A 24,477-nucleotide genomic window follows, 5' to 3' on the forward strand; every position below is an offset into this window, starting at 1 on the left:
GCGACACTCGGCCGCTTCTTTCTAAACACTTTCATTCAACGCTGATTTCTCAAGCAATGAATTACTTGTCTTTGTTCATGCGTTTTTCCATTTTGTCAGCACACTTAGTCATGCGCTCTTGTTGGATTTCTTTCAGTTGAGTCTTTTGCTCAGCCGTTAGTACGCTCATCATTTCGTGTTGCTTCTTAAGCATTGCTACGCGACGCTCAGTTTGCTTCTCAACCATTTGGCTTGCTAGGTCGTTTGCTGCTGCTTCATCGAAGTTGTCAGCCAGTACCAATGCTTGAACTTTCTCTTGGTGCGCTTTCATTTTCGCCATTTTATCGGCTTTATTGCCAGCGTGTTTTTCTTTCATCTCTGCACGATTCGCTTCGCGCATCTGTTTCAATTCTGTTTTTTGTGCATCAGTCAGGTCTAGTTGACGCATCACTTTTTTGTCGAAGCCACCACATTTACCGTGCATGCCTTTGTGATCGCCTTTATCGCCGCCGCCATATGCGAACGCGCTTGCTGTACCTAACATTAGTGGAAGTGCCGCAGCTGCTAGTACAAGTTTCTTAGTCATTTTCATAATTGTTGCCTCAATTCGGTATAATAAGTCATGTGTTGCGTCTGTTTCTCAGCGCTTAGATATAGATTAGTCTTTCCCTCGTAAAGTGACGTTTAGAAAGCGTAAAGAATCGTAAAGAGTGAAAGTTGACGAATAATTAGCAGTATTATTAACCTGTAAATAGTAGATAACCGATTAAGGCTTCCCAATGGCGAACATTCTTCTTATTGATGACGACACCGAGTTAACCAGCTTACTCAAAGACATTCTGAGCTTTGAGGGCTTCACTGTTTCCGAAGCCAATGATGGCTATGCAGGGCTGGAAGCTATCAATGATGAGATTGACCTGATTCTTTTGGATGTGATGATGCCGCGTCTTAATGGCATGGAAACACTAAAGAAACTGAGAGAAAATTGGGAAACACCCGTGCTGATGCTGACCGCAAAAGGCGAAGAGATCGACCGTGTGATTGGTCTTGAGCTTGGCGCGGACGATTACCTGCCTAAACCTTTCAGTGACCGAGAATTGTTAGCGCGTATTCGAGCTATCTTGCGTCGAACTCAAACCGCCACCGCGCCTAAAGCGGCCAGTGATAGAGTTCAATATCAAGACATCGAAGTCTTCCCGGGCAAACAAGAAGCCTACTGCAATGGTGAGCTCATCGACCTCACCACAACCGAGTTCGCACTACTGAGTCACCTTATCCAAAACCCAGGGCAAGTGATCACCAAAGAAGCATTGAGCCTAGATGTGTTAGGTAAAAGGCTCGCAGCGTTTGACCGCGCGATAGACATGCACATCTCTAATCTACGTAAGAAGATTCCTGAGCGCACTGACGGTAAATCACGCATCAAAACTTTACGAGGCCGTGGCTACTTATTGGTAGAGGAAGATTAATGCGTATACCTAAAATCACCAGCTTATATGGACGTATCTTTGCTATCTTTTGGTTCACCATGTTACTGGTGCTTTTGTCGGTGCTGTCACTTCCCCATTTAGACCCTCGAGTCGCGCGAGATGTGCCCGCAGATCACCTCGATAAACTCGAGCGTATCGCTAAAATCACAGAGAAACGCTACGCCAAAGAACCAAATCTGGGCAAAATTGTCTTCCAACTTGAGGCTCCACGCAGCCGCAAGGATTCTCGCGCTCGCATCTATCTGACCGACCTTGAGGGCGCAGTCCTTACCTCAAAAAGGCATTCAGACTACAAACTTAAAGCGATTCGCAACTTTGTTACCTCGATAGATAACCCTGAAGTGCCGAAACAAAAACTGTACGGACACTACATGGTCGCAGGTCCAGTACCGATCAAACTCGCGGGTGAAGAGTTGTTGATGTACGCCGGAATAAAGTGGACTCAACCACCGCCATTCTTGTTACGCCTGTTTGATAGACCTCTGCAGCTACTGCTGGCGGTTATGCTGGCGAGTACCCCACTATTGCTTTGGCTAGCTTGGGCACTGAGTCAACCCGCACGCAGGCTAGAACGCGCGGCACAACGCGTGGCGAAAGGCCAATTCGAGGTCGATCCAACACTCGAAAAAGGTACTTCAGAGTTCAGACAAGCCGGTGAAAGCTTTAACCAGATGGTCGAAGCCGTGAACCAGATGATTTCGGGGCAACAACGCCTGCTATCTGATATTTCACACGAGCTCCGCTCCCCACTGACACGCCTTCGCATGGCCAATGCACTGGCGATTCGTAAACAAGGTGAGAGCCAAGAGTTAGAACGCATTGATACCGAAGCACAGCGTTTGGAACAGATGATCAGTGAGCTGCTGACGCTATCTCGTATGCAGGTCGACAGCCATATTACTCGTGAGGTTCAGCCTATCTCGAGCCTATGGGAAGAGATCTTAAAGGACGCAGAGTTTGAAGCCGAACAGATGGGCAAACAACTGACGTTTTCGGAGATCCCAGAACGCTCTATTTCGGGGAACCCTAAGCTGCTGATGAGTGCGCTAGACAACATTACACGCAATGCGATCTACTACGGTAAAGACCAAGTGGATGTGCAATTCCATGTGGTTCAAGATCAGCTAACAATTTGCGTCAATGATAATGGTGATGGTGTACCTGATGATGAGTTAGATTCTATCTTCAGACCTTTCTATCGCGTTTCCACTGCCCGTGATCGTAATACCGGCGGCACAGGTCTTGGATTAACCATTACTGAAAGTGCGATTCGCCAACACAGCGGAACCATCACGGCGACCCGCAGCCAGCTCGGTGGATTACAACTCGAAATCACCCTGCCTATCTTACCGGTGTAATACCCCCACAAAGATCGCAGTTGATAATGATTGCTATTATCACTATGGTAAATCCTCTAATTAAGGAGGATTTACCATGTCGCACACTTTCCCTGCTTTACCCTACGCTTACGATGCCCTAGAACCTTACATTGATGCTAAAACGATGGAAGTGCATTACAGCAAGCACCATAGAACCTACTACGATAAGTTTGTTGCAGCGGTGTCTGGCAGCGAGCTAGAACAGCAATCTCTGACCGAGATTTTCGCCAACATCTCTCAGCACAGCCCGGCTGTTCGTAACAATGGCGGCGGCTACTACAATCACATCTTGTATTGGAACTGCATGTCGCAAGACGGCGGTGGTGAACCGACTGGCGAGCTTGCCGAGGCTATCAAGAATTCCTTCGGAGATTTCGAGACATTCCAAGATCAGTTCGCCCAAGCGGCGATCAATACCTTTGGCTCCGGCTTTGCTTGGCTAGTGGTAGAGCAAGGGCAACTGAAGATCATCTCAACCTCGAACCAAGATAATCCGTGGATGGATACCGTGGCGAGTGATGGCGAACCGATTCTCGCGCTCGATGTTTGGGAACACGCCTACTACATCAGCTACCAAAACCGTCGTCCTGATTACATCAATGCATGGTGGAACGTGGTGAATTGGAATGCCGTATCTGAAAACTACGCGCAAGCACTAACGAACCAAGCTTAAGCGAATGGTGACGGTGGCGAACTGTACTCACTCAGCTTGCCACCGTATACTCGGGCTATCTTTGATTACTCTTGTGAACCAACATGTTTGATATCGCTCTATACGAACCAGAAATTGCACCCAATACGGGTAACATCATCCGCCTATGTGCTAACTGCGGCGCAAACCTGCACCTGATTGAACCGCTTGGCTTTGATTTTGAAGAGAAGAAGGTTCGTCGTGCTGGCTTGGATTACCACGACCTTGCGCGAGTTAAGCGTCACAAGAACCTAGAAGCTTTCCTTGAGTATCTTGAGAATGAACGCGAGGGTGACTTCCGCATCTTTGCCTGCACCACTAAAACGACAGGTCACCACGTTGATGCAAAATTCCAACAAGGTGATGTGTTGATGTTTGGCCCAGATACTCGCGGGCTGCCTGCTGAATTCATCGAAAGTATGCCAATGGAACAACGCATTCGTATTCCAATGATGCCAGACGCGCGCAGCCTGAACCTGTCTAACGCAGTGGCAATCATTGCTTTTGAAGCATGGCGACAAATGGGGTTTGAAGGCGCAGTATAACCGAACACTCAAGCTTATCTTTTATCTGTTATCTGTTATCTGTTATCTGTTATCTGTTATCGATAGTAAACAGTAAGTAACAGCTAGCGACAGACAATAAAAAAGGCTCTTACCATTATCACTTTCTTGCGAAGGATAAAGGTAAGAGCCTTTTCTGTTTTTCCTCTATATAAAGAGAGAAAAATTAATTAGTTTAAGCGGTTACGATCGTTGTCGTCGTCTTTCTTCTCAAACTCACCTTCAAAGGTGTTGCCGTCTTTTGATTGGTCAGATGGATCGCGATTGAATGGGTCTTGTCCAAATGGGCTCTGACCAAAACCAGCTTGTCCACCGGCATGGAAACCACCAGACATATTGGTCACCACCATTTTTTCCATCATTTTCTTGGCAATCATCGCTCTTGGTGCTGGCAGTAATACCAACATACCGAGTGCGTCCGTCATAAAGCCCGGAGTTAGCAGCAATACACCGGCAACTGCAAGCATCACGCCTTCAAGAATCTGTTGTGCTGGCATTTCGCCTTGTTGCAAGCGACCTTGCACAGACATAAGTGTCTGAATGCCTTGGCTACGAACCAACGATGCACCCACAAATGCAGTGATCAAAACCAACGCAATAGTTGGCCACAATCCTAAGAAGCCACCAACTTGAATAAATAGCCCAATCTCAATGATGGGTACGAAGATAAATAGTAATAATAAGATAGGAAACACACGCCCTCCTTTGTTACTTGCAGTTTACGCTGAAAGCCCTAACAATCTCAAATTCATCCTGTAAATAAGCGTGTTTATTGACCAAGAATAACTTTGCAAAATATTGACTAAACAAAACCGAAAAAGGTGATCCACTTAATATTTTTATGCGCTAAGTACAGTATCATGTGCCACATAAGTCAGGACGGATTTATCAGCCCAATATTCTAGCGAACGGAGTATTTGCACACAGAATAGGCTAATAACTAACTATATAATCAGAATAATTCTCTAAGGATCCTGTTATGGCTACTCAATCAGAAGCTCAAGTTGAAGCTCCTCAAGCTACTCGTCTCGAAGAAGATCTATTAGGTCAACGTCATGTTCCGGCTGATGCTTACTACGGCATCCACACTCTACGCGCAGTTGAAAACTTCAACATCTCAAATGTAACGATCTCAGATGTACCTGAATTCGTTCGCGGTATGGTGATGACTAAGAAAGCGGCGGCTTTAGCAAACAAAGAGTTAGGTGTAATTCCAAGCGAAGTGGCTAAATACATCATCCAAGCTTGTGACCTAATTCTAGACACGGGCAAGTGCATGGATCAGTTCCCATCGGACGTTTTCCAAGGTGGTGCTGGTACTTCTGTAAACATGAACGCAAACGAAGTTGTTGCGAACGTGGCTCTTGAACTTATGGGCAAAGAAAAAGGCCAATACGAGTTCATCAACCCGAATGACCACGTAAACCGCAGCCAATCTACAAACTGTGCTTACCCAACTGGCTTCCGTATCTCTGTTTACAACAGCGTTCGTAAACTGATTGATGCGATCGAATACCTAAAAGGTGCATTCGAGCTTAAGAGCCAAGAATTCAACACGATTTTGAAGATGGGTCGTACTCAGCTTCAAGACGCAGTTCCAATGACGGTTGGCCAAGAGTTCCACGCTTGGGCTGTAACCATCAATGAAGAAATCAAAAACCTAGAATACACTTCAAAACTACTGCTTGAAGTAAACCTAGGCGCAACGGCTATCGGTACAGGTCTGAACGCAGCACCAGGTTACCAAGGCCTAGCAGTTAAACACCTAGCAGAAGTAACTGGCCTAGAGTGTGTAGCGGCTGAAGATTTAATCGAAGCAACATCTGACTGTGGCGCATACGTAATGACGCACGGCGCACTTAAGCGTCTAGCTGTGAAACTGTCTAAAATTTGTAACGATTTGCGTCTGCTTTCTTCAGGTCCACGTACTGGTCTGAACGAGCTAAACCTACCTGAACTGCAAGCCGGTTCTTCAATTATGCCTGCTAAAGTAAACCCAGTTGTTCCTGAAGTAGTAAACCAAGTTTGCTTCAAAGTTCTAGGTAACGACAACACGGTTTCTTTCGCTGCAGAAGGCGGTCAACTGCAACTGAACGTAATGGAACCCGTTATTGCACAAAGCATGTTTGAGTCTCTAGACATCCTAACAAACGCTTGTGTGAACCTACGCGACAAGTGTGTAGACGGCATTACAGTGAACAAAGAAGTATGTGAATCACACGTATTTAACTCTATCGGTATCGTCACTTACCTAAACCCATACATTGGCCACCACGAGGGTGACATTGTTGGTAAGATCTGTGCTGAGACAGGTAAGAGCGTTCGTGATGTGGTTCTAGAGCGCGGTTTATTAACCGAAGAAGAACTTGATGACATTTTCTCTGTTGAAAATTTGATGCATCCTCAGTATAAAGCGAAGCGCTACGAATAAAGTTAGCGAGAAAGGGCTCCAAACGGAGCCCTTTTTTAGGCTCCAATACGGTTAACCATGATTATTTTGTGGATTTCTGTTGGTTGCGCTTTTGCCAAATTGAATCTAAACCATAGAACTATTATGTGAACATTCCAGCAGCGAATGTTCACATAATAAAATCTAAATGAGGTGTTACTTATGATTGCAGTAGAACTGTTTGTCGTCCTGCTCTTTATCTTTTTGGGGGCCAGAATTGGCGGTATCGGTATTGGTTTTGCCGGTGGTGCTGGTGTTATTGCCCTTTCACTTATTCTTGGCGTTCCAACAAGCCAATCTTTCATCCCGATCGACGTAATCTTGATCATCATGTCAGTTATCACCGCAATTGCTGCAATGCAAGTTGCTGGCGGTATGGACTGGTTGGTACAAATTGCCGAAAACTTTTTGCGTAAACACCCTGAACGCATCACCTTTTACGCGCCGATTGTGACCTTTGTAATGACATTAATGGCGGGTACTGGTCACACAGCATTCTCTACGCTTCCTGTTATTGCAGAAGTAGCGAAAGGCCAAGGTGTTCGTCCTTCTCGTCCACTGTCTATCGCAGTTGTCGCTTCTCAAATTGCTATCACAGCTTCGCCAATCTCGGCTGCAGTTGTCGCTTTCGCAGCAATGTTGGCACCATTTGGTGTTGATTACCTAACGCTATTGATGGTTTGTATCCCAACAACCTTCATCGCTTGTATGGTTGGTGCGGTTGTTGCTAACTACATGGGTAGCGAACTGAAAGACGATCCTGTTTACCAAGAACGTCTAGAGAAAGGTCTAATCAAACTGGCAACAGAAGAGAAACGCGAAATTCTACCTACAGCGAAGAAAGCAACGTACATCTTCCTAGCAGCGATTGGTTTCGTAGTTTGTTACGCAGCGGCTATCTCTAGCTCTGTTGGCCTAATTGAAAACCCAGCACTAGGTCGTAACGAAGCAATCATGTCTGTGATGCTAGCAGCAGCAGCGGCTATCGTGATGTTCACTAAGATTGACGCAGCGAAGATTTCTTCAGCACCAACATTCCGCTCTGGTATGACTGCGTGTGTATGTGTACTTGGTGTAGCTTGGTTAGGTTCAACGTTTGTAAACGCACACGTTGCTGAAATCAAAGACGTTGCTGGTGCTCTACTTGCTGACTACCCTTGGATGCTGGCTCTTGTTCTGTTCTTCGCTTCTATGCTGCTTTACTCTCAAGGCGCAACAACGGTTGCACTGATGCCTGCAGCACTAGCGATTGGCGTAGCACCACTAACAGCCGTTGCTTCTTTTGCTGCGGTAAGTGCGCTGTTCGTACTTCCAACTTACCCTACGCTACTAGCAGCGGTTGAGATGGATGACACAGGCTCAACGCGTATCGGTAACTACGTATTCAACCACCCATTCTTCATTCCAGGTGTGGTAACAATCAGCACTGCGGTAGCACTAGGCTTCGCATTCGGCGGTCTGTTTATCTAACATTCGCTGGTGATTGAACATTAAAAAGGAAGCTTCGGCTTCCTTTTTTGTTTTCTGCTCAATGTGTTATTTGATACGCATCAAATAACCATTATAAACTTTAAAAACCGCCTAAAAATAAAGTTTGAATAAAATTCCAAGATTATTCAGACCGATCATAAACAACACCTACCAAATCAATCTCCTCCCACTTCTAGTTAATCCACAACGAATATTAATCCAAGCTAACTAACCAAAAAACCTAGACGATTTTCTGCCATTTTTCAGCCCGTTCATTAGCCATTATTTTTGTGAACAGCACCAAAATTAAATACCAAAGTAAGGAATAAAATAACCGCAGCTAAATTAAATCTAACTTCATTTGGATTAGTAAATATAAAAACAACCTTAATTTAAAGTCAGCAACTTTATATCGTTGAGTGCTTTATAAGTGTCCGTGTATTTACAATCTATAAATCATTAGTCGCTAATTCACATCACTTCTATTTAAGATGATGTAAGGAGATAGCCATGACAACTCAAACGATACCAAGCGAGAAAAAAAAGGGCGGCTTCTTTGCCAACTTTAAATTCCCTTCTGCCTACACCATTCTATTTATTCTGATTGCGTTCGTCGCACTGCTTACCTGGATTGTTCCAGCAGGCCAATACGACCGTGCAATGAATGAAGAGCTAGGCCGAGAAGTACCCGTAACCGGAACCTATCAAGCGGTAGAAGGTAACCCTCAAGGCGTGATTGATGTACTGCTCGCGCCTATTGACGGCTTCTATGACCACAATAGCTATGAAGCGGCGGCTATCGACGTTTCGCTGTTCATCTTAATCATCGGTGGCTTCTTAGGGCTAGTAACCAAAACGGGTGCCATTGATGCCGGTATCGAGCGCGTCACCGCCCGCTTAGAAGGGCGAGAAGAGTTAATGATACCAATACTGATGGCGCTGTTTGCCGCAGGTGGTACCGTCTACGGCATGGCCGAAGAATCACTGCCCTTCTATACATTGCTAGTGCCGGTAATGATGGCAGCTCGCTTTGACCCTCTTGTTGCCGCTGCGACCGTACTGCTTGGTGCAGGTATTGGGGTGCTGGGTTCGACGATTAACCCATTCGCAACCGTGATCGCTGCCAACGCTTCTGGTATTCCATTTACAGACGGTATCGTGTTGCGTATTGCGATGTTGATTATTGGTTGGGGTATTTGTGTTGCCTACGTGATGCGTTACGCAAGAATGGTTCAAGCCGATCCAACAACATCAATTGTCTACGACAAATACGAAGAGAACAAAGCGCACTTCTTAGGTAATGCGAGCGGCGAAAAACTTGAATTCACCGCGACTCGCAAACTGATTCTGACCATTTTTGGTGGCTCGTTCGCTGTGATGATTTACGGTGTATCCGTTGCTGGATGGTGGATGGCTGAGATCTCAGCAATGTTCCTAGCTGCAACCATCATCGTTGGTATTGTGGCTCGCATGAGCGAAGAAGAGTTTACCACCAGCTTCATTGATGGTGCCCGCGACCTACTTGGTGTTGCGCTTATCATAGGTATTGCACGTGGTATCGTGGTGGTGATGGACCGCGGTATGATCACCGATACTATTCTGTTCTCTGCAGAACAGATGGTAACGGGACTTTCTTCAGTTATCTTCATTAACGTGATGTTCTTCTTAGAGATTCTACTGTCATTCTTAGTGCCATCGACCTCTGGCTTAGCGGTACTTACCATGCCAATCATGGCGCCATTGGCTGACTTTGCTGGCGTAGGTCGTGACCTGGTTATCACTGCGTACCAATCTGCATCAGGCTTGGTTAACTTAATTACTCCGACTTCTGCGGTAGTAATGGGTGGCTTGGCGATTGCTCGCGTCCCTTACGTACGCTGGGTTAAATGGGTAATGCCATTAATCGGTATCTTGATGGTGTTCTGCATCATTGTTCTGAGTATTGGTGCGCTTATCTAGACAGCCCTAACCAACAAGCTTCAGATAACAAGCTTCATCTTCTCGTTCAAAGCCGCTTTCTAGCGGCTTTTTTTATCACTATCGAATCTAACTCCAACTCCGGTCTCAGAAACAGCCTCACGAGCTGCGCACACCTCATCTAAAGCCTCTCTATTACCTACTCAGTAGCAAAGCTTAAACGAGCAAAAACCACTTGCGACAAAGAATAAGCCAACGTTTAATCATCAAGGTTAAAGCTAATAAAAAGCCAACTATTCTTCGTTATTATATTTATACAAATATTTAGTCATTTATTAGCGTTAATTATATTTTAAGTAATTCACTCCATAATCACCAAAGGAGAAATAGTAGTGATTTTTATAGAAAATCGGCTTAAAACACCCAATTATAAAGTGTGACCACAATAGATTTATTCGCATTTAAATTGTTAAAGAATAATTAATTCCACGTACAAAATTAAATATCTAAATACTAACATTGCATACTTCCAATCTAAGCTCATTCTTATCAATAAAACTATTTTGCATATAATCCCTCACAAATTAGATTCTAGCTAGTTCAATGAAAAAAGCATGCATAATATTCCCAAGGAGTTAACTATTTAGAAAAGGCTGACAATAGTTGAAAGTGCATAAAGTTTGTTAAAACCCTTGATTTTAAAGGGCTGCAGGATAAAAAACGATTTGTGATAGATCTCTAAGAATACCTGACTAGCAGGCGTAATATTAATTCCAGACAAGAGATATGAATAAAATAATTCATTCTTCTCAACTGGAAATAAATAATTACTCTTAGCGATAAAAGTAATTCAAATATATAAGAGAGAGACGATCATGAGTAAGTTCTATGTAGGTTCTGAAATAGGTCAATTACGCCGCGTTCTAGTTCACCGTCCAAGACGCGCACTGACTCACCTAACACCCTCTAACTGTCACGATTTGCTGTTTGATGACGTACTGGCTGTTGAGCGTGCAGGTAAAGAGCATGACGCATTTACTCAAACGCTACGTGATCAAGGTGTTGAAGTTCTTCTTCTTACTGACCTACTAGCAGACACGCTAGCAGTGCCAGAAGCGAAAGATTGGCTTTTGAATCATCAAGTTTCTGATTACCGCTTAGGCAAAACGTTTGCTAACGACGTGCGCTGCTACTTGGGCGACTTACCAAACCTAGAGCTAGCAAAAATCCTAACGGGCGGTCTTTCTTACGCTGAGATGCCAATGAAATCATCTTCAATGATGCAAGGCATGCACGCACCAACCGACTTCATTATCGAACCGCTACCAAACCACCTATTTACTCGTGACACATCTTGCTGGGTATACGGTGGCGTATCCATCAACCCGATGGCGAAACCAGCTCGTCAACGTGAAACCAACCACGTTCGCGCTATTTACCGCTGGCATCCAACATTCGCAGGCCAAGACTTCATTAAATACTTCGGCGATGAAGAAAACATCAGCTACGACAACTCAACGATTGAAGGTGGTGACGTTCTTGTACTTGGTCGTGGCGCGGTTCTTATCGGTATGTCTGAACGTACAACAGCACAAGGTGTTGAACACTTAGCATCTAGCCTATTCAAACACGGTCAAGCGAAGCAAGTTATCGCAATGCAGCTACCAAAACACCGCTCTTGCATGCACTTAGACACCGTTATGACGCACATGAGCGAAGATACGTTCTCTGTTTACCCTGAAGTAGTGAGTAAAGACGTGCAGTGCTGGAACCTAACTGGTGATGAATCAGGCGCTGTGAAAGTGAAAGAAGAAGGCTACTTCGTAACGGCTATCGAGAAAGCACTGGGCGTAGACAAGCTAAACCTAATCACAACTGGTGGTGACAACTTCCATGCAGAACGTGAACAGTGGAACGATGCGAACAACGTGCTGACTGTTAAACCAGGTGTTGTGGTTGGCTACGAAGGCAACACCTACACCAACGAAAAATACGACAAAGCAGGCATTACGGTTCTTCCGATTCCAGGCGATGAACTTGGCCGCGGTCGCGGTGGCGCACGCTGCATGAGCTGCCCAATTGAGCGTGATGGTATCTAATCACTAAGACGAAAACGGCCAAGTTGAACGATCTGAAATAATCTCAGCTTGGCCAAAATGAGAGAACACAATTATGACTAAGCAAACTGTTGTTGTTGCACTCGGCGGTAACGCCCTACTTCGTCGCGGTGAGCCGTTAGAAGCCGATGTTCAACGCCGTAATATTGAAACAGCGGTTAAAACCATCTCTGAAATCGCGAAAGTGTACAACGTGGTTCTAGTACACGGTAATGGCCCACAAGTTGGTTTACTGGCTCTGCAAGGTTTGGAATACAAAAAAGTAAATCCATATCCGCTAGATGTGTTGGGCAGTGAGACTCAAGGCATGATCGGCTACATGCTGATGCAAGAGTTCAAGAACTATCTGCCTAACCGCAACATCTCATGCATGTTGACGCAAATGACCGTTGATCCAAACGATCCTGCATTCGCAGATCCAACTAAGCCGATTGGCCCGATCTACGAAGAAGCGGAAGCGCGTGAATTAGCGGAGAAATTCCACTGGATCGTCAAACCAGACGGCCAACACTTCCGTCGCGTTGTGCCAAGCCCACGCCCTACTGGCATTGTTGAGCACGAAGCGATCACCCAACTTATCGATGCAGGCCACCTCGTAATTTGTACTGGCGGCGGCGGCATCCCAGTGAAAAAAGAGAACGGCAAATTAGTCGGTGTTGAAGCAGTTATCGACAAAGACATGTCAGCGGCTTTCTTGGCGAAACAACTGGATGCGGATGCGCTGCTTATTTTGACCGACGCGGACGCTGTTTACCTTGATTGGGGCAAACCGACTCAACACGCACTGCGCAGCACCACACCAAGTGAACTGGCGCAATTCGAATTTGATGCAGGCTCAATGGGGCCAAAAATTGAAGCATCGTGCGAATTCATTCAGCAAGGCGGCAAGGTCGTCGGTATTGGTGCACTCGAAGATGGTTTGCAAATCCTGCAAGGCTTGGCGGGCACCAACATCACCAAAGATTAATCTACTCGCGAGCTTTTCAAACCTTGCGAGAAAACTGAATCACCGTTTGAACTGAAATTAATACACAAAAATTGAATCGCGCTTTCTTGAATTTTCTTTCCCTGTAACAAGAAAGCGCCTAAATCTAAGAAGGAATACATCATGGCTTTTAACCTACGCAATCGTAACTTCCTAAAACTACTAGATTTCACTCCACGCGAAATTCAACACTTGTTAGATCTTTCTATGGAGCTAAAAAAAGCGAAGTACAACGGTTACGAACAGCCAACACTGACTGGCAAAAACATTGCGCTTATCTTTGAGAAAACCTCAACTCGTACTCGCTGCGCATTTGAAGTTGCCGCATTCGACCAAGGCGCTCGAGTATCTTACTTAGGCCCATCTGGCTCTCAAATTGGCCACAAAGAATCAATGAAAGATACCGCTCGCGTTCTAGGCCGTATGTACGATGGCATTGAATACCGCGGCTTCGGTCAAGAAATCGTTGAAGAGCTCGGCGCTTACGCTGGAGTTCCAGTATGGAATGGTCTGACTGACGAATTCCACCCAACACAAATCCTAGCTGACTTCCTAACCATGACGGAATACGGCCGTGGTAAACAACTGCATGAAATCAGCTTTGCTTACCTAGGTGATGCTCGCAACAACATGGGTAACTCTCTAATGGTTGGCGCTGCGAAAATGGGTATGGACATTCGCCTTGTTGCTCCAAAACAATTCTGGCCACAAGAAGAGCTACTGGCTCAATGTCGTGAAATCGCAGAACACACTGGCGGCAAAATCACGCTAACAGAAGATGTTCAAGAAGGCGTGCAAGGTTGTGACTTCCTGTACACAGACGTTTGGGTATCAATGGGCGAAGCAAAAGAAGCGTGGGCTGAGCGTATTAACCTAATGATGCCTTACCAAGTGAACATGGAAATGATCAAAGCAACAGGCAACCCACATGTGAAATTCATGCACTGCCTACCAGCTTTCCACGGCGAAGATACAACAGTCGGCAAACAACTTGCTGCTGAATATCCGCAGCTTAAAGATGGCGTAGAAGTGACGGATGAAGTGGTCGAGTCTGAATACTCAATCGTATTCGATGAAGCAGAAAACCGCATGCACACCATCAAAGCAGTAATGGTTGCGACACTAGGCAGCTAATAAATTAAAAAGTTAAGAAGTTAAGAAGTTAAGAAGTTAAGCACGCACTTGTTCGCAAGATATTGACAAGCTAAGTGCAATAACAGGGAAATGCGGGTGGCGTTCTTGGGATTTTGACCTTGGATAAAACCCGCATTTTTTTTCACGCACTAGAAATGATTATTACCTGAAAAGCCTGAGATTCGCAGTTCCAACAAAGGCTTAAATGGAAACTAGAAACGGACGTAATTTCGCATAAAAATCCATTAAATGAATACTTTACAGAAAGTATTGCATGGCCTTTTTATCTGAGTATAATCCTCCGCAATTTGTCTAAAGAGAGCAAAAAATGAACCGCAATTCTGTCGCACATAATTGTCAAACTACACGCCAAAGAGTGGCGGTGGTGTCATTTTTATTTTGCTCTATTGATCGTTTCGAAGCCTCCTATTTTTAGGGGGCTTTTTTTTGTCCGCAATTTGACTGTATGCATAGAAAAAGGAAGACCCGTTATGGCTCATTCGTTATTTAACAAGCACATCATCTCCATTCCAGAGCTCTCTCGTGATGAACTGGAGCTTATCGTCGATACTGCCGCAAGACTCAAAGCAGAGCCAAATCCAGAGCTGCTGAAAAATAAGGTGGTGGCGAGCTGCTTCTTTGAACCTTCAACTCGAACTCGCCTTTCATTTGAAACCGCAGTTCAACGCCTAGGTGGCACGGTCATCGGTTTTGATAATGGCGGTAACACATCGCTGGCGAAAAAAGGCGAAACACTTGCCGATTCGGTGCAGGTTATCTCTTCTTACGTTGACGCCTTTGTGATGCGCCACCCACAAGAAGGCGCAGCACGTTTAGCCTCTGAGTTCTCTAACGGTGTGCCAATTGTGAATGGTGGCGACGGTGCAAACCAACACCCAACGCAAACCTTGTTGGATCTGTTCTCGGTTTACGAAACACAAGGCACGCTTGATAACCTCAATGTGGCGTTCGTCGGCGACCTAAAATATGGCCGCACCGTGCACTCATTGACGCAAGCACTATCAAAATTCAACAACGTGCGTTTCTTCTTTATCGCGCCAGAAGTGTTAGCCATGCCGGATTACATCTGTGAAGAACTGGAAGAGATGGGCATCCAATACAGCACACATAGCAGCATTGAAGAAGTGGTGCCTGAGCTTGATGTTCTGTACATGACTCGCGTACAGAAAGAGCGCTTTGATGCGTCAGAATACGCGCACATGAAATCGGCTTACATTCTAACGGCCGATACGCTGAAAGACGCTCGCCAAAACATGAAGGTGCTTCACCCACTACCACGTGTCGATGAAATCACAACCGACGTAGATAAAACGCCACACGCTTACTACTTCGAGCAAGCTGAAAACGGTGTGTATGCTCGCGAAGCCCTATTAGCCCTAGTTCTAAACGACACTTTATAAGCAGGAGAAACAGTCATGGTTAAACAAACTCAGCTACAAGTAGAAGCCATTCGTAACGGCAGCGTCATTGACCACATCCCTGCTCACCTTGGGATCAAAATCCTCAAGTTGTTTAAATTGCACAAGACCGAGCAGCGCATCACCATGGGATTAAATCTGCCATCATCAGCGCTTGGCCATAAAGATCTGATCAAGATTGAGAACATCTTCCTAACCAAAGAACAAGCCAACCAATTGGCTCTGTACGCCCCGCAAGCGACAGTAAATCAGATTGAAGAGTACAAGGTGGTGAACAAGCTAACATTAGTGCTGCCAGACCAAATCAACAGTGTCTACTCTTGCCCGAATAGCAACTGTATTTCTCACGGAGAGCCAGTAGAAAGCAGCTTTAAAGTGCAGCTAAAACAGGAAAACGTGCAGCTAAAATGTCACTACTGTGAAAAAGTATTCTCTCGCGAGATCATGAGTGAAATTCGCTAACCCTTAGCGCCATTATCACGGTCTACAAAGCACCCTAATACCGATGGATATTTATGCCAAACTTGGAATAAATATCCATTTAACAAAAGAATAAAACTCCAAAATAAAAGCAATTAACTAGAATTTTATTTGGTGATCCCCTTCAAAAAGATAACTATCCTTTAGTGGTAGACTCAATGGATAGACGATCATACATCACGCATACCTTCCCTCTTTATTTCGGGATTCATCGGTAAGCCCTATTTAACAATCGTACTCTACGGCTTTGGGAGTACGCTCGGCGCTATGGACAAGCGATAACCACATGTTGACCTTAAGGAGTTGTTCATGAACCCAATCACTGAGCACGGTTGCTTGTATTCAGCTGAAGATAAAACACTGACTGCAGCGTGCAAACGCTTACTACAACAACAAAGCTTCTCGACCCAAAATCAACTGCGAGAGAAACTCGTCGATATTGGCTATACAGGTATCAGCCAATCGACCGTATCTCGTATTTTGTCACAGCTTGGCGTGGTAAAAATTCAGAATGCTTGTGGTAAAAAGGTTTACTGCATCACGGTTGAAAGTGCACCGGTTCGTGTCGATGCATCCATCTCTTCACAAATCGAATTCATCACTCATAACCAAGCGATGGTCATTGTAAAAACTCATCCAGGTTGTGCGCAATTAGTCGCAAGATTAGTTGATATCGACCCACACACCGAGATTATCGGCACCGTTGGCGGCAACGATACTGTGCTTATTATTCCAAAAGATACTATGAATATTGATGCTTGCGAACAAGTCGTAAAAGCGCGCTTGGGTGTAGCTTAAATGTCTATTTTACAAGGGCAAGTCACTCAAGTTGAATTGCAGCTCCCCTCTCGATTACCCAATAAAATCGCTATCCCGCCTTAGGGGATATTTGTTTGCCGATGAAACTAATAGCAAACTATTACGGTCTGATTGAGTTAAGATACCTTCAACTCCATTTTGATGACTAAATAGTATGCGACGACTTGCCACATTACTTTTTGTTTGTGTTTCCCTATTCACCCAGCCTGCGTGGGCGCTATTTGGGAACGACAACGCCGAGCCAAGCTTCGGAGGCAATAACAATGGTTTTGTCCCTGTAGACCAAGCTTTCCCTTTCAATTACTACCAGCAAGACGACAAAGTCCTTCTCGACTGGCAAGTAAAAGAGGGCTACTACCTCTATCAACATAGCCTCTCGTTCACCGGGCAAAATCTCGCTATCGGTAATGTTGAATTAGAAGATGGTAAGCCGCACCAAGATGAATTCTTCGGTGAGGTGAGCATTTATACTCAACCGTTATTCGTGCAAGTTCCTCTACAGAGTTACCAAGATGGCTCACAGCTGATCGTTAAGTATCAAGGCTGTGCGGACGCAGGTTTCTGCTACCCACCAGAGATTCGTGTCATCGACATTGAACCTTTCACAGCAACAGGCTCTCCTAATTCGCAAGGTAGTGACTCACAAGCTTCATCTTCTGCTAGCAACGAGACCGATGTTTCTACGCAACCAACGTCTCCGAAAGCAGACGTTGTAAGTAACACGACTCAACAGCCAAATGCCCCAGTATCAAAAGAAGCAGGCTTAGCCGATAAGCTCGGTGACAGTTGGTGGACCCCTCTATTATTCTTAGCACTCGGTGTTGGTTTAGCCTTTACGCCGTGTGTGCTGCCTATGTATCCGATTCTAACGGGTATCGTTTTAGGTGGTGGCAAGCTCAGCCAAGGTCGCGCGTTAATGCTGTCCTTCATCTACGTGCAAGGCATGGCGCTGACCTATACCTTATTAGGTTTAGTGGTTGCTTCAGCAGGCATGCAGTTCCAAGCCGCTATGCAACACCCTTACGTACTGATCGCGCTGAGTATTCTGTTTGTGACGTTGGCGATGTCGATGTTCGGCGTTTATAACCTACAACTACCAAGCAGTATCCAAACTTGGCTTAACAACCAAAGTAACAAGCAACAAGGTGGCAATACCTTGGGCGTGTTCGCGATGGGGGCTATCTCGGGCTTGGTATGTTCACCTTGTACCACAGCGCCATTGTCAGGTGCACTGCTGTATGTGGCTCAAAGTGGCGACCTATTAACCGGAGCAATCGCTCTTTATGCGTTAGCGATGGGTATGGGTATCCCGCTGATCTTAGTTGCGGTGTTTGGTAATAAGCTTCTGCCGAAAGCAGGCAGCTGGATGGACAAGGTGAAGATCGTATTCGGCTTTATCTTGCTGGCAGCACCTATCTTCCTGCTAGAGCGAATTATCCCTGAATTATGGGCAACGGTACTTTGGTCTGGATTAGGCTTTATCGCCTTTGGTTGGCTTTACCACAGCAAGAATGCACTGCCATTCGGCGGCTGGAAGCAAAGTGCAGTGGGTATCATCGCGATGCTCGGACTATTCGCTTCAGCGCAACCAGCATTGAATTACTGGTTCGCCGAAAAGAGTGTTGTGGTTGAACAACAAATCCAATTTGCACGCGTCAATACGGTTGAAGAATTAGAAATCCAGCTCATCGAAGCCAAGAAACTCGGCAAGCCAGTGATGCTCGATTTCTACGCCGATTGGTGTGTGGCCTGTAAAGAGTTTGAGAAGTACACCTTCCACCAAGCTGATGTTGAGAACAAGCTTTCTGATTTCGTCCTGCTTCAGGCTGACGTAACGAGAAACATGCCTCAAGACATTGAACTGCTTAAACAATTACAGGTACTCGGTTTGCCAACCATAGAGTTCTGGGATGGCGAGGGTAACCATGTTCCAAATGCTCGTGTAACCGGTTTTATGCCTGCCGATGTATTCTTAAAACACATGCAAAAACACCAGCTATAACGGCAATATTCACTAAAATATAAGCCGAATCGAAAGCCGTACCGCCCCTCCGTAACGAGATGGCAGTGCGGCTTTTTTGCTATTCAGAGTAACGCTTTCTTATTCCGGGGATAAAAGTCGATATGGTTCAGACTTTTAATGCATAGATATTGTCCACATACTCAATCAGGATGATAATAAATATTAACTAAATTGTTAAAAGTATGAACGTCATGGACTCGACCTATACCATCATCATTGCTGATGACCACCCTCTCTTTCGCAACGCCCTGTTTCAGTCAGTTCATATGGCGATCAGTGGTGCGAACCTGCTTGAGGCCGATTCTCTCGATGCATTACTGACTCTGCTAAAGAAGGAAGACGAGCCGGATCTATTACTGCTCGATCTGAAAATGCCGGGTGCCAATGGCATGTCAGGCTTAATTCAACTTCGCGCTGAATACCCTGATCTACCGATTGTGGTGGTCTCTGCCAGTGAAGATGCCAGCGTGGTCACTCAGGTGAAGAGCCACGGTGCCTTTGGCTTTATTCCTAAGTCGAGTGATATGCGTGAGTTGGTGAGTGCACTGAATCAAGTGCTGAATGGCGACCCCTTCTTCCCTGAAGGACTTATCACCAATAATGCAGCGTGTAGCGACCTTGCAGAAAAGATTTCCACACTGACGCCTCAGCAATACAAGGTATTAGGGATGCTTTCTGACGGCTTGCTTAACAAGCAAATCGCGTATGAATTGAATGTTTCGGAAGCGACCATCAAAGCACATATGACGGCCATCTTCCGTAAACTGGATGTAAAAAATCGTACTCAAGCGGTTATCTTGCTACAAGAAGTCCACAATTAAGCTTCACTGATATCCTCTTCTAAAGTCGTCTTAGGTAAACATAAGCCCAACCTGACGACTTTATGATCATCTATCTCTGCAACCACCCAAGTGATGTCATGCCACTCGAAGCTATCACCCAATACAGAGTGTGCGCCAAGCTCTTGAGCAACCAATTGTTTTAGCGTCATTTCTCGCTCTTCTTCCGAGCCAAGTTCAATACCATAACAATCACTCACTGCCGCAACTGATAGCTCAACATCCAAGAAGAAATCACCAAAGAATCGTGCCGCCTCGTCTGCTAGAGGCGCCTCACTGAACAACGAACTTAAGCTGTCCAAATCTTTGTCTTGGCCAAGCACGCATAAGATATCGTTCGCCTCTAACACAGTGCTGCCTGATGGGTGGAGCATCGCATCTTGTCGAAACAGTGCCGTAATGCGCGTCCCTTCTGGCATAGATAAACGCTTAAGCGGCTCGCCGACACACCACTTCTCGTCTTTCAATTTGTAGACAAACATCTCCCACTCACTGGTCGGATAAATCTCCATACCAGTACGAGAAATCGGTGTTGGTGTCGGTGGTAAGGTCACTTGAGCGAGTCTTGCAACTTTCATCAAGCTACCGCCTTGAACAATCAGCGAAACCATAACCACGAAGAAGGCGATATTGAAATACAGCTGAGCATTAGGCAGGCCAGCCATCATAGGGAAGACCGCTAAGATGATCGGTACTGCACCACGCAAACCTACCCAAGAAACAAACCAGCGCTCCTTGGTAGTAAAGCTTCGAAATGGCAGTAAACCTAACCAAACCGACAGCGGACGAGCAAACAAAATCATACCGAAGGCCAGTGCTAGCGCAGGCAGAGCAATGTCCATCAACGTTGATGGCGTCACCAATAAACCCAGCACCAAGAACATCACGATCTGGCTTAGCCACGTCATACCATCAAGAACATTAAGAATAGAGTGTCGAGAGCGCGTCGGACGATTACCAATGAACAGGCCTACAAGGTAGATCGATAAGATACCGCTGCCGCCAAGCATGTTAGAGAACGCAAACAGCGCCACACCACCGCTGAGCACCAAAATAGAGTAAAGGCCGTCAGCTAGTTGCACTCGATTGATGAGACTCCATAGAAGCCAGCCACCGCCAATGCCGACAAGGGTACCGATACCAAACTGCATCGCGAAGCTTTTCAGTAGGAAGTTCATCCCCATTTCAGCATCAGGCGTGCCCAGCAACGCAATTAAGGTCACCGTCAGGAACACCGCCATTGGGTCGTTAGTACCGGATTCAATTTCTAGAGTCGAGCCAACACGCTCATTGAGGCTCTGCCCTTTCAGCAAAGAAAATACCGCAGCCGCATCGGTCGAGCCCACAATCGCGCCAACCAAGATGCCCTGCATCAATGACAAATCGAACAGCCACGCGGCCATTAAACCAGTGAGAGTAGCGGTACATGCCACGCCTATTGTAGCGAGCGAGAGCGAAGGCCAAAAAGCGACCTTGAAACTCGCAACCTTGGTTCGCATACCGCCATCCAGCAAGATCACAGCAAGCGCAAGGTTACTCACCAAGTAAGTGAGTGAGTAATCATCAAAATTAATGCCACCGGGTCCATCTTCACCGGCTAGCATGCCAACGAAAAGGAAGATCAAAAGAATAGGTACGCCCAAGCGAGAGGACACTTGCGAAAAAAGCACACTGATAGCGATGAGCACCGCACCAGTTAAAAATAAGTGGTTAATAGTTATTGCGTCCAATTCGTCCCCCCAAAGAATAAAACCCGAGCTTTAAGCATGTTGATCTTCTGCCGTTAAGCAAGGCGCGGTCGGTAAAAGTGCCGCTGATACTATAACAAACTTATGTTTCGCTTCGTGTCATATGCAGGACTAAATACCGTTTCTCGGTCATTTAGTTGTTAAATTTTATGACTCGCATACTAATTCATGCGCTTTTGTTAGACCTTAGGCTAATTTAACAACATTGTAACATCACATTTTTCTATGGTTATGCCTTCCAACGCCCATATTTCAGTGAATTAGCGCTAATAGTGTCCCGACTAAAGTTGCACAGATCCCTTTACTTATCCTTGCTACATTCTAAATCGTAACATTACGTTAACACAGCCATTTACAAAAACGGTTTCTACGAAAACGGAATAAAGGAGAAGGCAATGGCGTTCGAATCTACGGAACATGCTCAAGCCTACTGGAAGGAAAACTTGGGAATTATGGGAACACTGCTCGCGGTTTGGTTTGCAGTGTCTTACGGCGCTGGCATCTTATTTGTGGATGCCCTCAATACCGTTCAGTTTGGCGGGTTCAAGCTAGGATTTTGGTTCGCTCAGCAAGGTTCGATATACACCTTCGTGGCGCTGATATTTATTTACGTTGTCCGCATGAATGCGCTCGACAAAAAATACAACGTACAGGAAGACTAGAGGTTAGAACATGGATATTCAAACTTGGACGTTTATTCTCGTCGGTATTACTTTCGCAGTATATATCGGCATCGCAATCTGGGCTCGTGCAGGGTCTACTAGTGAGTTCTACGTTGCTGGCGGTGGTGTACACCCAGTAGCAAACGGCATGGCGACCGCCGCTGACTGGATGTCGGCAGCATCATTCATCTCAATGGCAGGTATCATCTCATTCGTTGGTTACGACGGTGCGGTTTACCTAATGGGTTGGACAGGTGGTTATGTACTACTTGCGCTATGTTTAGCACCTTACCTACGTAAGTTCGGTCAGTTTACGGTTCCTGATTTCATAGGTGAGCGTTACTACTCGAAAACGGCACGTATGGTAGCGGTATTCTGTGCAATCTTCGTATCGTTTACGTACGTTGCAGGCCAGATGCGTGGTGTGGGCGTTGTATTCTCTCGTTTCCTAGAAGTTGATATTAACCTAGGCATCATCATTGGTATGGGTATTGTGTTCTTCTACGCAGTACTGGGTGGCATGAAAGGCATCACTTATACGCAGGTAGCTCAATTCTGTGTCCTCATTTTCGCCTTCCTTGTTCCAGCAATCTTTACCTCAATCATGATGACTGGTAACCCACTTCCACAAGTTGGTATGGGCTCTACGCTATCAGGCACGGATGTTTACCTTCTTGATAAACTGGATGGACTGACTGAAGAACTCGGATTTACCGCCTATACCGAAGGTAACAAGAGCATGGTAGATGTATTCTTCATCTGTGCAGCTCTAATGGTCGGTACTGCGGGTCTTCCACACGTAATCATTCGTTTCTTCACAGTACCAAAAGTACGTGATGCTCGTATCTCAGCGGGTTGGGCACTACTGTTCATCTCATTGCTATACACAACAGCACCAGGCGTTGCAGCATTCGCTCGTGTAAACATGATCGAAACAATCAACGGCCCTGACATGCAAGGTGTCGCAGCAGCAGACGCACCGAGCTGGTACAAAAACTGGGAAAGCACTGGCCTAGTAGGTTGGGAAGATAAGAACGGCGATGGCAAAATGTTCTACTCGGGCGATGAGCGCAACGAGATGAAGATTAACCGTGACATCATCGTACTGGCTTCTCCAGAGCTAGCGAAACTACCAAACTGGGTTGTAGCACTGCTTGCAGCCGGTGGCCTAGCAGCCGCACTATCAACAGCCGCGGGTCTACTATTGGTAATCTCAACGTCGATTTCACATGACTTGTTGAAGAAAGGCTTCAGACCAAACATGACCGACAAGCAGGAGCTCTTAGCCGCTCGTCTGGCAGCCATGGTCGCGATTGTCGGTGCCGGTTACTTGGGTATTAACCCACCAGGCTTTGTAGCACAGGTAGTAGCGTTTGCCTTCGGCTTAGCCGCAGCATCCTTCTTCCCAGCGATTATCCTAGGTATCTTCTACAAGAAGATGAACAAGGAAGGTGCAATTGTAGGTATGTTGTCAGGTATTGCCTTCACAGCAAGCTACATCATCTACTTCAAGTTCATTAACCCAGCAGCAAGCACACCTGAAAACTGGTGGTTTGGTATCAGCCCAGAAGGCATCGGTACGCTAGGTATGTGTCTAAACTTCGTAGTATCGATTGCTGTAAACAAAGTAACTGCTGAAGTACCACAAGATGTACAAGATATGGTTGAGAACATCCGTTACCCGAAAGGTGCAGGTGAAGCTCACGACCACTAAACAAAGATGTTTAGCAAAAAATGAATCAGTACTTACATTGTAGGGATTAGGTACTGACTCCAGAAAGCCGATACTTCGTGTATCGGCTTTTTCTTTTTCTGCTCACTTTATAAAAAGAGAAACAAAGGGTTGTTTTTAAAATCTCATTTGATAATAATTATCATTAACATCCAATAAAGAGATGCAGATGATGATGAAAGAGCAGCAGGTTCTCTATTCGAGGTTTTACAAAGCACAGGATCGCTTTGCTTCATTAGAACAAGTTCAAGGCCATGAGCCGTTTGTAATTCGGGAGTATATCGAGTGTGCACTCACGCTTTCGGCTTACTATGAAAAGCATGCCGCTCAAGAAAACATCTTGTTGTGCGAGCTGTATCTACGCCAAGTTTTCTTTCATTTGATTGAAGCGATTGAGTCTCCTGAACGCAGTTTCGCCTTTCGTCATATCTGCCTAGACTCTATTCACTCACCACTATTTTATTTGAAGCGCCACTACTGCCAGCAACCGCAAGGCCAAGCGCGTTTTTTGAATCTCAGCCAAACACTACAACAAGTCCAAGCCCCACTTGGCTAACAAGG

21 protein-coding genes are annotated in these 24,477 nt (G+C 45.7%); 18 read left to right on the forward strand and 3 right to left on the reverse strand.

What is annotated here, in order from left to right:
- Window positions 1-61: 61 nt before the first annotated feature.
- Window positions 62-571 carry a CpxP family protein gene (locus tag AB6E85_RS20200; RefSeq protein WP_052880309.1) on the reverse strand — a complete coding sequence of 170 codons (510 nt, stop codon included), beginning with the start codon at window positions 569-571 and terminating at the stop codon, window positions 62-64.
- Between the two features lie 187 nt (window positions 572-758).
- Between AB6E85_RS20200 and AB6E85_RS20205 the strand changes: the two genes are divergently transcribed.
- The 4 genes from AB6E85_RS20205 (at window position 759) to trmL (ending at window position 4,084) form a co-directional block, all read left to right on the forward strand.
- Window positions 759-1,448 carry a response regulator gene (locus AB6E85_RS20205; protein ID WP_017063670.1) on the forward strand — a complete coding sequence of 230 codons (690 nt, stop codon included), beginning with the start codon at window positions 759-761 and terminating at the stop codon, window positions 1,446-1,448.
- A complete protein-coding gene (gene cpxA / locus AB6E85_RS20210) occupies window positions 1,448-2,827 on the forward strand; it encodes an envelope stress sensor histidine kinase CpxA (RefSeq protein WP_050619837.1) in 1,380 nt (459 codons plus the stop codon). Before AB6E85_RS20205 ends, cpxA begins: the two co-directional genes overlap by 1 nt.
- A gap of 76 nt (window positions 2,828-2,903) precedes the next feature.
- Complete coding sequence (locus tag AB6E85_RS20215; RefSeq protein ID WP_372143926.1) at window positions 2,904-3,521, forward strand: superoxide dismutase; 618 nt, start codon at window positions 2,904-2,906, stop codon at window positions 3,519-3,521.
- 83 nt (window positions 3,522-3,604) lie between these two features.
- A complete protein-coding gene (gene trmL, locus AB6E85_RS20220; RefSeq protein ID WP_372143928.1) occupies window positions 3,605-4,084 on the forward strand; it encodes a tRNA (uridine(34)/cytosine(34)/5-carboxymethylaminomethyluridine(34)-2'-O)-methyltransferase TrmL in 480 nt (159 codons plus the stop codon).
- Window positions 4,085-4,272: 188 nt separating this feature from the next.
- Here the strand turns inward: trmL and AB6E85_RS20225 are convergent, their stop codons facing one another.
- Entirely contained in the window at window positions 4,273-4,797 is a 525-nt protein-coding gene (locus AB6E85_RS20225) for an FxsA family protein (protein ID WP_012604974.1), read from the reverse strand.
- Window positions 4,798-5,081: 284 nt separating this feature from the next.
- On the opposite strand from AB6E85_RS20225, the gene aspA reads away from it, so the two are divergent.
- The 11 genes from aspA to AB6E85_RS20280 all read left to right on the forward strand — a co-directional run bounded on the left by aspA (window position 5,082) and on the right by AB6E85_RS20280 (window position 19,756).
- On the forward strand, window positions 5,082-6,533 hold the full coding sequence (gene aspA / locus AB6E85_RS20230; protein ID WP_019821539.1) for an aspartate ammonia-lyase: 1,452 nt from the start codon (window positions 5,082-5,084) through the stop codon (window positions 6,531-6,533).
- A 180-nt stretch (window positions 6,534-6,713) separates the two neighbouring features.
- Entirely contained in the window at window positions 6,714-8,021 is a 1,308-nt protein-coding gene (locus AB6E85_RS20235; RefSeq protein WP_017061168.1) for an anaerobic C4-dicarboxylate transporter, read from the forward strand.
- A gap of 510 nt (window positions 8,022-8,531) precedes the next feature.
- Window positions 8,532-9,980 carry a YfcC family protein gene (locus tag AB6E85_RS20240; protein ID WP_372143930.1) on the forward strand — a complete coding sequence of 483 codons (1,449 nt, stop codon included), beginning with the start codon at window positions 8,532-8,534 and terminating at the stop codon, window positions 9,978-9,980.
- An 833-nt stretch (window positions 9,981-10,813) separates the two neighbouring features.
- Window positions 10,814-12,037: an arginine deiminase gene (gene arcA / locus AB6E85_RS20245; RefSeq protein ID WP_372143932.1), complete on the forward strand. Its 1,224-nt coding sequence runs from the start codon at window positions 10,814-10,816 to the stop codon at window positions 12,035-12,037.
- Between the two features lie 73 nt (window positions 12,038-12,110).
- Entirely contained in the window at window positions 12,111-13,022 is a 912-nt protein-coding gene (gene arcC, locus AB6E85_RS20250) for a carbamate kinase (RefSeq protein WP_019821541.1), read from the forward strand.
- 141 nt (window positions 13,023-13,163) lie between these two features.
- Window positions 13,164-14,174, forward strand: a complete 1,011-nt coding sequence (locus tag AB6E85_RS20255) for an ornithine carbamoyltransferase (protein WP_017063666.1) — start codon at window positions 13,164-13,166, stop codon at window positions 14,172-14,174.
- Between the two features lie 491 nt (window positions 14,175-14,665).
- Window positions 14,666-15,595 (forward strand): aspartate carbamoyltransferase, encoded by a 930-nt coding sequence (pyrB, locus tag AB6E85_RS20260; RefSeq protein ID WP_372143934.1) that lies wholly within the window; start codon window positions 14,666-14,668, stop codon window positions 15,593-15,595.
- 15 nt (window positions 15,596-15,610) lie between these two features.
- Window positions 15,611-16,075 (forward strand): aspartate carbamoyltransferase regulatory subunit, encoded by a 465-nt coding sequence (gene pyrI, locus AB6E85_RS20265; protein ID WP_048605441.1) that lies wholly within the window; start codon window positions 15,611-15,613, stop codon window positions 16,073-16,075.
- A gap of 327 nt (window positions 16,076-16,402) precedes the next feature.
- Window positions 16,403-16,891 carry an arginine repressor gene (locus AB6E85_RS20270; protein ID WP_017063664.1) on the forward strand — a complete coding sequence of 163 codons (489 nt, stop codon included), beginning with the start codon at window positions 16,403-16,405 and terminating at the stop codon, window positions 16,889-16,891.
- 175 nt (window positions 16,892-17,066) lie between these two features.
- A complete protein-coding gene (locus AB6E85_RS20275; protein ID WP_372143936.1) occupies window positions 17,067-18,914 on the forward strand; it encodes a protein-disulfide reductase DsbD in 1,848 nt (615 codons plus the stop codon).
- 212 nt (window positions 18,915-19,126) lie between these two features.
- The gene (locus tag AB6E85_RS20280; RefSeq protein WP_048605445.1) at window positions 19,127-19,756 is read left to right on the forward strand and encodes a response regulator transcription factor; all 630 of its coding nucleotides are present in this window, start codon (window positions 19,127-19,129) and stop codon (window positions 19,754-19,756) included.
- On the opposite strand, the gene AB6E85_RS20285 is transcribed toward AB6E85_RS20280, so the two are convergent.
- A complete protein-coding gene (locus AB6E85_RS20285) occupies window positions 19,753-21,504 on the reverse strand; it encodes a potassium/proton antiporter (protein ID WP_372143938.1) in 1,752 nt (583 codons plus the stop codon). The two genes, AB6E85_RS20280 and AB6E85_RS20285, sit on opposite strands and share 4 nt — an antisense overlap.
- 413 nt (window positions 21,505-21,917) lie before the next feature.
- On the opposite strand from AB6E85_RS20285, the gene AB6E85_RS20290 reads away from it, so the two are divergent.
- The 3 genes from AB6E85_RS20290 (at window position 21,918) to AB6E85_RS20300 (ending at window position 24,472) form a co-directional block, all read left to right on the forward strand.
- Window positions 21,918-22,184: a DUF4212 domain-containing protein gene (locus tag AB6E85_RS20290; RefSeq protein ID WP_010435433.1), complete on the forward strand. Its 267-nt coding sequence runs from the start codon at window positions 21,918-21,920 to the stop codon at window positions 22,182-22,184.
- A 10-nt stretch (window positions 22,185-22,194) separates the two neighbouring features.
- Entirely contained in the window at window positions 22,195-23,898 is a 1,704-nt protein-coding gene (locus AB6E85_RS20295) for a sodium:solute symporter family protein (protein ID WP_372143940.1), read from the forward strand.
- Window positions 23,899-24,085: 187 nt separating this feature from the next.
- Window positions 24,086-24,472 (forward strand): hypothetical protein, encoded by a 387-nt coding sequence (locus AB6E85_RS20300; RefSeq protein ID WP_081090254.1) that lies wholly within the window; start codon window positions 24,086-24,088, stop codon window positions 24,470-24,472.
- Window positions 24,473-24,477 lie beyond the last annotated feature (5 nt).

The sequence above is a fragment of the Vibrio sp. 10N.247.311.51 genome (assembly GCF_041467855.1).
GTDB lineage: Bacteria > Pseudomonadota > Gammaproteobacteria > Enterobacterales > Vibrionaceae > Vibrio > Vibrio coralliirubri.

Bases quoted from the DNA above. Each gene is read 5' to 3' on its own strand.
- AB6E85_RS20200 (WP_052880309.1), bottom strand. From the start codon at position 571: ATGAAAATGACTAAGAAACTTGTACTAGCAGCTGCGGCACTTCCACTA.
- AB6E85_RS20205 (WP_017063670.1), top strand. From the start codon at position 759: ATGGCGAACATTCTTCTTATTGATGACGACACCGAGTTAACCAGCTTA.
- cpxA (WP_050619837.1), top strand. From the start codon at position 1,448: ATGCGTATACCTAAAATCACCAGCTTATATGGACGTATCTTTGCTATC.
- AB6E85_RS20215 (WP_372143926.1), top strand. From the start codon at position 2,904: ATGTCGCACACTTTCCCTGCTTTACCCTACGCTTACGATGCCCTAGAA.
- trmL (WP_372143928.1), top strand. From the start codon at position 3,605: ATGTTTGATATCGCTCTATACGAACCAGAAATTGCACCCAATACGGGT.
- aspA (WP_019821539.1), top strand. From the start codon at position 5,082: ATGGCTACTCAATCAGAAGCTCAAGTTGAAGCTCCTCAAGCTACTCGT.
- AB6E85_RS20235 (WP_017061168.1), top strand. From the start codon at position 6,714: ATGATTGCAGTAGAACTGTTTGTCGTCCTGCTCTTTATCTTTTTGGGG.
- AB6E85_RS20240 (WP_372143930.1), top strand. From the start codon at position 8,532: ATGACAACTCAAACGATACCAAGCGAGAAAAAAAAGGGCGGCTTCTTT.
- arcA (WP_372143932.1), top strand. From the start codon at position 10,814: ATGAGTAAGTTCTATGTAGGTTCTGAAATAGGTCAATTACGCCGCGTT.
- arcC (WP_019821541.1), top strand. From the start codon at position 12,111: ATGACTAAGCAAACTGTTGTTGTTGCACTCGGCGGTAACGCCCTACTT.
- AB6E85_RS20255 (WP_017063666.1), top strand. From the start codon at position 13,164: ATGGCTTTTAACCTACGCAATCGTAACTTCCTAAAACTACTAGATTTC.
- pyrB (WP_372143934.1), top strand. From the start codon at position 14,666: ATGGCTCATTCGTTATTTAACAAGCACATCATCTCCATTCCAGAGCTC.
- pyrI (WP_048605441.1), top strand. From the start codon at position 15,611: ATGGTTAAACAAACTCAGCTACAAGTAGAAGCCATTCGTAACGGCAGC.
- AB6E85_RS20270 (WP_017063664.1), top strand. From the start codon at position 16,403: ATGAACCCAATCACTGAGCACGGTTGCTTGTATTCAGCTGAAGATAAA.
- AB6E85_RS20275 (WP_372143936.1), top strand. From the start codon at position 17,067: ATGCGACGACTTGCCACATTACTTTTTGTTTGTGTTTCCCTATTCACC.
- AB6E85_RS20280 (WP_048605445.1), top strand. From the start codon at position 19,127: ATGGACTCGACCTATACCATCATCATTGCTGATGACCACCCTCTCTTT.
- AB6E85_RS20290 (WP_010435433.1), top strand. From the start codon at position 21,918: ATGGCGTTCGAATCTACGGAACATGCTCAAGCCTACTGGAAGGAAAAC.
- AB6E85_RS20295 (WP_372143940.1), top strand. From the start codon at position 22,195: ATGGATATTCAAACTTGGACGTTTATTCTCGTCGGTATTACTTTCGCA.
- AB6E85_RS20300 (WP_081090254.1), top strand. From the start codon at position 24,086: ATGATGATGAAAGAGCAGCAGGTTCTCTATTCGAGGTTTTACAAAGCA.